Origin of the sequence: Acinetobacter sp. MB5 (genome assembly GCF_003261585.1) — a bacterium.
Taxonomy (GTDB): Bacteria; Pseudomonadota; Gammaproteobacteria; order Pseudomonadales; family Moraxellaceae; genus Acinetobacter.
In genome coordinates this window covers 1-742 of record NZ_POVU01000049.1, presented here as the reverse complement: position 1 = coordinate 742, position 742 = coordinate 1, and the positions used below count along the sequence as shown (strand labels likewise).

At 46.2% G+C, this 742-nt stretch carries 1 protein-coding gene; it reads right to left on the bottom strand.

The window, feature by feature from the left end; translation table 11 throughout:
• On the bottom strand, positions 1-742 hold a 742-nt coding region (locus C1A47_RS17545; protein WP_162625988.1), incomplete at both ends, for an NAD(P)/FAD-dependent oxidoreductase.

Genomic DNA, 742 nt, shown 5'->3' with positions numbered 1-742 from the left:
AATACGCTTACCGCCTTCTAGGAACTGTTTAATCAGCGGATGAGTTTTCCAGCGCTGCATTTCCATAAATGGATAAACATGCGGATTGTCATAAGACAAGTCAGCAATCACACCCAAAGACACTTGGTTATTTTCACCATGATACAACCACCAGCCGCCTGCTGTACCAGTTTCGGCAAACGGCCAGCCTGTACCATGCATCACTAAACCTTCTTGGTGTTTGGCCGGGTCAATTTCCCAAAGTTCTTTAATGCCGATACCGTAATGCTGCGGATCAGCGTCTTTGTCGAGGTTGTACTTCGCAATCAGACGTTTACCTAAATGACCACGGCAGCCTTCTGCAAATAAAGTGTATTTGGCATGCAGTTCATAACCAGGCGCAAAGTTATGGGTCGGTTGACCATCTTTACCAATGCCCATGTCGCCTGTTTGAATGCCTTTCACAGAACCATCTTCATGGAACAGAATTTCAGATGCTGCAAAGCCCGGAAATACCGAAACTTCCAGTTCTTCAGCTTTCTGACCGAGCCAACGAACCACATTGCCCAAAGACACCACATAGTTACCATCGTTATGCATGGTTTTTGGCACCATCCAGTGTGGAGCTTCTTTATGCGTGCTGTCAGAAAGTAAGAAATAGGTTTTGTCCTCTGTCACAGGAACATTCAGCGGTGCACCTTCTTCTTTCCAGTTTGGAAAGAGCTCATTGAGCGCACGAGGTTCAAGAACAGCACCAGAAAGA